Annotated in this window: 9 protein-coding genes and 1 tRNA gene; all 10 read right to left on the reverse strand. The window is 53.2% G+C overall.

Annotated features, from left to right (window positions below; all coding sequences use genetic code 11):
• Positions 1-452: 452 nt before the first annotated feature.
• The 10 genes from DXD56_RS08475 to DXD56_RS08515 all read right to left on the reverse strand — a co-directional run bounded on the left by DXD56_RS08475 (position 453) and on the right by DXD56_RS08515 (position 7,169).
• Positions 453-1,607 carry a hypothetical protein gene (locus DXD56_RS08475; protein ID WP_117640889.1) on the reverse strand — a complete coding sequence of 385 codons (1,155 nt, stop codon included), beginning with the start codon at positions 1,605-1,607 and terminating at the stop codon, positions 453-455.
• Positions 1,608-2,054: 447 nt separating this feature from the next.
• A tRNA-Val gene (locus DXD56_RS08480) sits at positions 2,055-2,129 on the reverse strand.
• 142 nt (positions 2,130-2,271) lie between these two features.
• A complete protein-coding gene (locus tag DXD56_RS08485; RefSeq protein WP_117640890.1) occupies positions 2,272-3,060 on the reverse strand; it encodes a DUF3825 domain-containing protein in 789 nt (262 codons plus the stop codon).
• 45 nt (positions 3,061-3,105) lie between these two features.
• Complete coding sequence (locus DXD56_RS08490) at positions 3,106-3,618, reverse strand: Fic family protein (protein WP_158549386.1); 513 nt, start codon at positions 3,616-3,618, stop codon at positions 3,106-3,108.
• A complete protein-coding gene (locus DXD56_RS09980; protein ID WP_147325201.1) occupies positions 3,618-3,803 on the reverse strand; it encodes a hypothetical protein in 186 nt (61 codons plus the stop codon). The genes DXD56_RS08490 and DXD56_RS09980 overlap by 1 nt, the downstream gene beginning before the upstream one ends.
• Before the next feature lie 11 nt (positions 3,804-3,814).
• A complete protein-coding gene (locus DXD56_RS08495) occupies positions 3,815-4,504 on the reverse strand; it encodes a helix-turn-helix domain-containing protein (RefSeq protein ID WP_117640892.1) in 690 nt (229 codons plus the stop codon).
• Positions 4,485-5,153 carry a DUF3990 domain-containing protein gene (locus DXD56_RS08500; RefSeq protein WP_117640893.1) on the reverse strand — a complete coding sequence of 223 codons (669 nt, stop codon included), beginning with the start codon at positions 5,151-5,153 and terminating at the stop codon, positions 4,485-4,487. The genes DXD56_RS08495 and DXD56_RS08500 overlap by 20 nt, the downstream gene beginning before the upstream one ends.
• A 198-nt stretch (positions 5,154-5,351) precedes the next feature.
• Positions 5,352-5,651 (reverse strand): nucleotidyltransferase family protein, encoded by a 300-nt coding sequence (locus DXD56_RS08505; protein WP_117640894.1) that lies wholly within the window; start codon positions 5,649-5,651, stop codon positions 5,352-5,354.
• A 29-nt stretch (positions 5,652-5,680) separates the two neighbouring features.
• A complete protein-coding gene (locus DXD56_RS08510) occupies positions 5,681-5,956 on the reverse strand; it encodes a hypothetical protein (protein WP_117640895.1) in 276 nt (91 codons plus the stop codon).
• 280 nt (positions 5,957-6,236) lie between these two features.
• Positions 6,237-7,169, reverse strand: coding sequence for an Abi family protein (locus DXD56_RS08515; RefSeq protein WP_117640896.1), 933 nt, complete (start codon positions 7,167-7,169; stop codon positions 6,237-6,239).
• Positions 7,170-7,363: the final 194 nt, after the last annotated feature.

Here is a 7,363-nt window from a genome sequence, read left to right on the forward strand (position 1 = left end):
CTATACGGGAACTCGGACCACGATGCAAGGACAATTTTGGAAAAGATTTTACGGTGCGTGGAACGGCGCGGGGCCGAAGGGACACACGATGCCCGAAATAGCCCGCGGGGCGCGCCCCAGGTGCCGCCGGCCAGAACAAAGCAATCCGCGGTGCTTCCGCGGGAGGGTTTCGTCTGAGCCCCTCTCCGCGCCTTCGGGTCAATTTACTGAACCGTGCGCAGCTCGCGCCAGCTGGTCGCTTCATAAACGGACCGGTTTACTACGACGATTCCCGGATTTCCGACCACACGCCTACATTCGCAAAACGGGCAGGCATTCTACCTGCGGTTTTACGAGCGACGAATTCGGTGTGCTCAGCTACCCCCAATCCAACGTAGTAAACCGGCGTGGTTTTAAAATGGCACTTAATTACTGCAGCATATAAAGTAGTAATAATGCTCACTTGAACATTATTACTTACCAATACCAAGCCAATTGCACAGAACGTTGGCTCGCAATCTGGTCTCAGCGCATCTCATCGCCTCGGTTTTTGGTTTGTAGCGCAACTCCAATCGCTCACACACACTGTGAATGATGGCATCAAGCTGATCGTGATCATTGAGCATGTCATGGGTTACAAGAAATACGTCGTATCCCATGCTTTGTAATGCTGTCATTCGTGCGGCATCGTGGTCCAGCACGGCGCCTGAACCATGGATAACCTCTCCCTGAAGTTCGATAATCACAGCTTTCATTATTATTGGGTTTACGATGACGATATCGCCGTAACAGACTTTCTGACCTGCGATTTTCCGAGCTGAATTCGACAGCGGTGTTAAGTCGTTGACGTATATGTATTTAAACTCCGCTCCGCCAGCACGCCTCGGACGACTTAGCAACATTATTCCAGCAACTTCTAGCGGGGATGCAGCAATACCCATTACCTGCTGTGCGGCTTCGTAGAATTGCTTTCCCCACATCCCGTCCCTAACCTTCGCTGCAAATCTGTGCAGTTCTTCTATTTCAATAAGAGGCTTTCTCATCCAGAGCGATGTGCCCTTTCCGTTAGCTTTATTTCCGGATCCGTTATCCTGCTGCCCACTTTGATTATTATCATTATCCTTCTGGTGCTTCTGAGCATAGACTCGCTTCCATGGGGCCTCGTCTTGTGTTTCGTCTAGTTCAAACAGACTTTCTGTGGTGTACTGCTCTTCTTCTGATTTAGCCTGCTCAAGTGCCATGTCGACCGCGGGCGATGGTTTAAAAACCGAGAACCATCCGCAAAACTCGTACATAGCCAGAACCAAGTCGCATGAAGAAACGCTTCGAGTCATGGTGAATAGCGTATTAAGAGGGTCTGTGACGCTAAAGCCCATACCCGTGTCGATGGAAACTTTCTCTGTATAGGCGCTGTTCCATCGGATGGTCCGTCTTGTCTCGGAATGCAGGTTGCTTCGTGTTGATGCTGCTGTGATGACTGGCGTCTTGAGGACGTCGGTTACGAAAGGGGCTTGGGATAGGGCTCGCCAGCCGTCATCGGAGCTGGGTATGCGCGGGTAGAGGTCGCGCACCTGCGGTGGGCAGCGCCAATAGCGGAATGCGGTGTTTGCGCAGACGATTTCGTCCATTTGCGCCTCCCCTGGTATCGGCCGTAGGCCATGCGGTTGTGGTCGTGGACGATTATCTACTGGGGCATCATGCGGGTAAGTACCGGAAGCTGACCAAACGCTGACCAAAAAATGGATGGGATGTGTTGAAAGGTTGTCACGAGGCGTGAATGTGCTGGTACGAGCTGTGAGCCAGTGGTCTTTTTCTCCACAATTGCGTATGAATCATGCAAAGAATTCATTGAAAGAGCGCGTGAACCATTTTCAAAATGTTCGACGACGTCACTCTATAGTTGGTCAACGAACGAAAATTATATTCAATATGTAGGAACTATGAAGGGTTTGCGATCAATAAAAAATAGGACCCCATGCTAATAAAAATCGAAAATTTGGTGTCAGTTTTGGTGTCACCCTTGGTGTCAAATAGAAAAAGGCCAGAGGCTTAATACCTCTGACCTGTGCTTTTGATGGTGGGCGATACAAGATTCGAACTTGTGACCCCATCCGTGTGAAGGATATGCTCTACCCCTGAGCCAATCGCCCGTCGCCTTTCGGCAAAAGAGATACTATCATAGCCGTACGTGGTTTACCAAGAACTTTTTGCCCTCGATTTTAAATTCGTGAGTGAGTGCTAGCCAAGCCAAAGCAACCAAAGCAATGGGTAAAACAGCAGCTAAACCACCCTTTATCGCTTTATCCACGAGGTCTCGGGGCGGCAAATGAGTCGAGCGTTGTTGTAGGCCATGTCGAGTGTGAGGCAGGTGCGTGCTGCGTAGAAACCGTCCTCGCGCTGGATGGTCAGCGCCAGTTCGGGCTTGTCGCCGGTCAGGCACAGCGGCAGCAGCAGCTGGATCCGACCGCCGTAGAACTGCGGCACGGCGAGCGTGTAGTTGGCTGCGGCGCGGCGGGCGGCCTCGACGACAGCTCCCTCAAAGGCGCGGCGCAGCAGCAGCGAGTTGCCCTTCCCCATCAGGCTGGCGGGAATACGCGTAAGGTTTTCCTCGTCGCCCAGAATGTGGTCGATGTTGGAGCGGATGGGCAGGCGGTAGTCAAAGACCAGCTCGGAGGGGTCCTCGGCAAAGCGCACGCGGCACGGCAGGTACTCAAACGAGACCAGCATGGGGTCGCTTTCCTTAATGAAGCCCTTCAAAAACCAGCGCTGGCGCGCGTCGGGCTTGGTGTTGGGCTCAAACAGGCCGTAGATGGTCTCGTAGCGGCGCGTGTACAAGCCGGTATTGAACAGGCAGCGGTCGTCGTCGAACACCAGCGGCAGGTTGGACGGCGCGGTCTGGTTTACGTCGCGCTCGGTCAGGAACACCGCGCGGCTAAACGAAAACGACAGGTAGTTTTTGAGGATGCGATTGCCGGGACCCCAGTCCTCGGGGTCGGCGAGGTCGACCAAGCGGTCGTAGCAGGGCTCGGGGCAAAACGCGAAGTCGTACACATTGCTGCACAGAGTGCTGGGGATCTCCATGTGGTGTCCAATCAATTCATTAACCGGCGTGCGGATGCTTAGATTCTATACGAGCGACAGATCGCCCGTGCCCGCAACGAATCCGCAGCGCAGCTCTTCGGCTAGCTCGCTGTTCGTGCGGCGACTGGAAACGAGGTCCTGGATCCAGGCGTAGTACTGGTTGTCCTTTGGTTCGGGGCTGTCAGACAGCACGACCGGAGTGCCTGCGAACCTTAAGACGGACAACGCAAAGACAAGGCTGGTTCGTTTGTTACCGTCTTCAAAGATGTGGTCCTTGACCATGTGCTCGGCCACGTAGGTGACCTGGTCAAAGATGTCTGTGAAGCGATCGGCCGGCGATTGACCGAATATCGTACAGAATGCACCCGCAAGCACGGACTCGACGCGTCCAAGCTCAAGCGCGGCCCGGTCGCCTGTGGCGTCGGTTGTATAGCAGCGCCCGACCGTCATCAACGTGCTGTGCAGGCGCATCACGGCCGCGGCCATATCTTCGAGCGAACCGGCATCATCGAGCACGAGCGGCGCGAACGGATGCGCTCCCCGCTTCGTGTCCGCCATCATGAGTTCTCCAAGAGCCTGAGCGCGTTGGGCATGTTCGAAATGGTCAGCCGAATAGCTTCGTCGATTGACGTGGTGCCGCCGAGCAAAATCGGTGATGCTGAATTTGCCACGTGCGCAGTTGAATGATCTTCTTGAGCAACGCAATCAGCGCCGTCATCTTGTTGAACATGGCTCCAAGGCATGTCTGACTCCTCTATAGCTTTACAGACGAAATAGCCTGCGAGTCGTACTCCAGAGCAATCGGTTGCCAGACGAGGTCTTCGATGGTGCAGTTTAGGGTGTCTGCAAGCGCCAATGCCGAGGAAACCGAGGCGCGGCGTAGGTCGAGCTGGTTCTGCTCGTAGAGTTGTATGGCGCGAAGCTTAACCCCCGATTGGGCGGCGAGCTGTTTTTGCGTTAGTCCGGCAGCCTTTCGTGCCGCCTTGAGGCCCTTTTTGTCCGCTTGGGCGTTGTTCCATTTTTCGATGACAATCTGGGCGAATTTATCTTCGGAGGCCTCGTGGAGTGGATGGTACGAGCCGATGATCCAATCGAGCGGAGCGACTTCGAGTAGCTTATTAAAGCCCAAGCTGCTCATCCATTGCGTATAGGCCATAACCCACCCCGCCCAATACTGAGGCGAACGGTCGAACGGATAGGTCTCCCTACATCTGACGGGGGTCAGTCCCGCATGGGCGATAATATCGCGCGCGAGCTCGTCGCCCGTCATGCCGCAGACGACGCGAGGCATACCGCGCTCAAACTGTTTCATCTCAAGAGCGTTCGACATGATCGCCGTCAACTCGGCTGGAGTCAGCCCTTGGTCACAGAGGGCAAAATCGACCGCCTCGCCCAGCGTTCTCATTGCATCCTCGAGATACATCTCACTGTAGGCGTAGGTCATCGCCCGTCATCCCCTCTCGAATGATATCGACGATACGTATTCCCTCAAACGGGTTTTCGGCAAGGAGCTCCCGATACTGCGCCCTTGCCGCTTCATCTCGTTTCTTGGCCAATGGACCATACAGTGCTTGCTGCGCACGTTCAAATCCAGCAAAACGAATGCTCTTAAACGCACGCTCGCTTTTGAGCACAATCTGCTCCCCCAGGTTACCGAGCCTCATAGATCGTCCAAGCTGATCGACGGTGATCGTATTGTTTACAAAAGCTCTGGCATAGCTAAAGTACGAGTCGTCCGCACGCCACCCCCTTATTACGTCGCAAGTGCTCGTCTGAGGTAGAAAGTGATCATGGAGATATTCGCACGCCCCCGCGGCAATGGCGGTATCTTTGCGAAAAGAACGATGCTCAACGAGCAACGCTATCCAATGCAGGACGCAATATTGCGGCGATAGCAAGTCGAGAACTTTGAGATCGGCTATATCGAGTTCATAGCGATTCGCAAAGCCATCGGCATCCCGAGAGCATGCCCATTCCCTTGCAAGGTCGAGGCTCTCTGTGCAATAGAATCCCTGTCCATAGTCGTTATGGATTTTCCCCAGGCCAAGCTGGGGAGCCTCAATGATTTTCTGAGAACCATGCCACAGTTCCACGCGAGTCTCCTAACAGGTATCGCTCTAGCGATAGTATAACATACTATCGCTAGAGCGATACCTATATTCAAATAGCAAGAGGGTGTCTGGAACCGAGTTTGAGTTCAATACTGGCTTCTAAGGCTCGCCGAGTCCGGAAGTATGCGACAAAATTCAGACTTGCTGATCACGCCGGAGCGCACTAACGCCTCGTCCTGCTTACAGAGCTTCATAGACACGCACCTCATCTTGCTCGATGCTTTTGCGGAATGCCGGGCGCATGTGCTCTGGTGGGTTGGTGACGATATCAACCTTTCGCCCAAGTTCCCTCTCGAGCTCATGGGAGAGTTCGTAAAGCGTGCCGAACGTCATGGTGTTGCCGCAGACTAGGCGAAAGTCAATATCGCTATCGGGCGTTTGCTCGCCTCGGGCAAACGAACCAAATAAATATGCTTCGCTGACGTCGTATTGAGCCAGCACGCGGCATACCGCGGATGATATGTAATCAAGTGAAATCATGTCTCAATTGGGCGATTAACAGTAGAACGTCAGGGGGCCAGCGCCGAAACCGCCGGTCTGGTTTTTTGCCGTTCTGCAAGCTCGAAGATAAACGGGGCGTTTGATCTAACGATCTCGGTCAAGAAATTGAGGTCATCAACAGTAAATCCTTCGACGCTAAACCACTTGACCGTAGGCAAGTAGCATTCAGCGTGGTCAAAGCCAAAATCAACCGGACGCTCGACAGCCACACGAACCGTCCCGTCTTCTCTTGTTTCCGAGTAGGCAAACTGGGTGCCATCAAGCTGAACATAGCTCCAAAGCATGTTTGCCTCCTTTGTGTTTACATCCGAGAATAAAGAACAGATTAGATGCAGCGTGATGCGAATTGAATTATTCCCATAAGACTTAAACTGCTGATTATTTGTTTTGTTGAGATTTGAGCCTTCTGACACTTCAACGTCTTTTTGGCATCAAATAACCGCGCGCAATTCATGAAACAGGATTCGGATAATGCAAGTTGTGTAAAGCTGAAGAAGCAGCCAGCGCAAATTACTACATTCTCATAGTCGATCCTAAGCCATTTTGCTTTTAGGTGGGTCAATCTTAAATTTTATACCTGGTTATCTTCTTCCATTCGGCTGGGAACCCCATGGCCTCAAGGAGGCGCTCCTCGCCGATGCTCTCATCCAATGACAAGTATCCGTTAACGCACTTGACGAGCTTAGCCTTGAATGCCTTGAACTCGTCGTCGCGCAGGAGGTATCGAAGGGTGATCACTGCCGAGAAGACGTCTACCTTGCCGCAAACGTAATCCGGCCCAATCTTTTCGATGCCGAGCTTGGCGTGCAAGGTCGTGTCAGGAATCTCTACGTGGCACCTGTGGGAGAAGAGGCGCTCGCCATGCGCGCAGACGTTCCTGTAAAGGGCGAGCACGCGGATAAACGAAGAGAGTTCCTTTGGATTTCCGACCCCGAATCTCTTGGCGATTTTGGCTTTCTCGTTGTCCCTAAGTGCCGTGAGCATTTTTGAAATCTGTCCGAAGGTCATGGCGTTCACAGTGACCCACAGCGGCACGTTCTTATATGCCCTGCGGTAGTAGGCGAGGTATTCATGGCTGGTATCCTTGTTGGCGATATATTCAAACATGTTCAGCAGCTTCGGGAGAACACGCTTCGCGCCCTTAGATGTCGCGTAGCAGCGGGCGTCTAGATACTTACTCTGGGACTCGCCATATGCAGCGCAGAACTCGTAGGCCAGCGCCGACCTGATCTTCGCCTCGACCTTGAGCAGTGCATCGAGCATTATCTCCCTGAGCTCTACGTCGAACTCGTAAAGCGCTAAAATGTCTCCAAAAGTGGCGCCTTCGCGGTATACCCGGGTGCTCGGGTCTCGGAAAAACGACTGGTAACCGTTCACGACCGGGAAATAGCCGATGTCCGCAAGGACCCTCCGGCAAACCTCTTCATCCTCGATTCTGAGGCCGGAGCTTCTGAGCTTCTCCATCTGCTGCTGGTAGGTGAGGAATTCTTTGGGCATCGTCGCTCTTCCCGAAAAATAAAAGGGGAACCCGCAGGCTCCCCTCCGGTTCCAGGCATCGAAAGTTTCTGGACCCTAATCACTGTCATAATAGTATCTTCAAACTTGGGCCTCGTCAAACCCACGCTCTGAGTATCCACACTTATTGATGGCCCCTTGATTATCGACTTTATCCGAACACCTCCCACATTCAT

This window comes from Collinsella sp. TM06-3 (assembly GCF_003436395.1).
Taxonomy (GTDB): domain Bacteria; phylum Actinomycetota; class Coriobacteriia; order Coriobacteriales; family Coriobacteriaceae; genus Collinsella.

Coding starts and splice junctions, on each gene's coding strand:
- DXD56_RS08490 (WP_158549386.1), bottom strand. CDS start 3,618: ATGGCGGACACGAAGCGGGGAGCGCATCCGTTCGCGCCGCTCGTGCTC.
- DXD56_RS08515 (WP_117640896.1), bottom strand. CDS start 7,169: ATGCCCAAAGAATTCCTCACCTACCAGCAGCAGATGGAGAAGCTCAGA.
- DXD56_RS08475 (WP_117640889.1), bottom strand. CDS start 1,607: ATGGACGAAATCGTCTGCGCAAACACCGCATTCCGCTATTGGCGCTGC.
- DXD56_RS08510 (WP_117640895.1), bottom strand. CDS start 5,956: ATGCTTTGGAGCTATGTTCAGCTTGATGGCACCCAGTTTGCCTACTCG.
- DXD56_RS08495 (WP_117640892.1), bottom strand. CDS start 4,504: ATGACCTACGCCTACAGTGAGATGTATCTCGAGGATGCAATGAGAACG.
- DXD56_RS08505 (WP_117640894.1), bottom strand. CDS start 5,651: ATGATTTCACTTGATTACATATCATCCGCGGTATGCCGCGTGCTGGCT.
- DXD56_RS09980 (WP_147325201.1), bottom strand. CDS start 3,803: ATGCCTTGGAGCCATGTTCAACAAGATGACGGCGCTGATTGCGTTGCT.
- DXD56_RS08485 (WP_117640890.1), bottom strand. CDS start 3,060: ATGGAGATCCCCAGCACTCTGTGCAGCAATGTGTACGACTTCGCGTTT.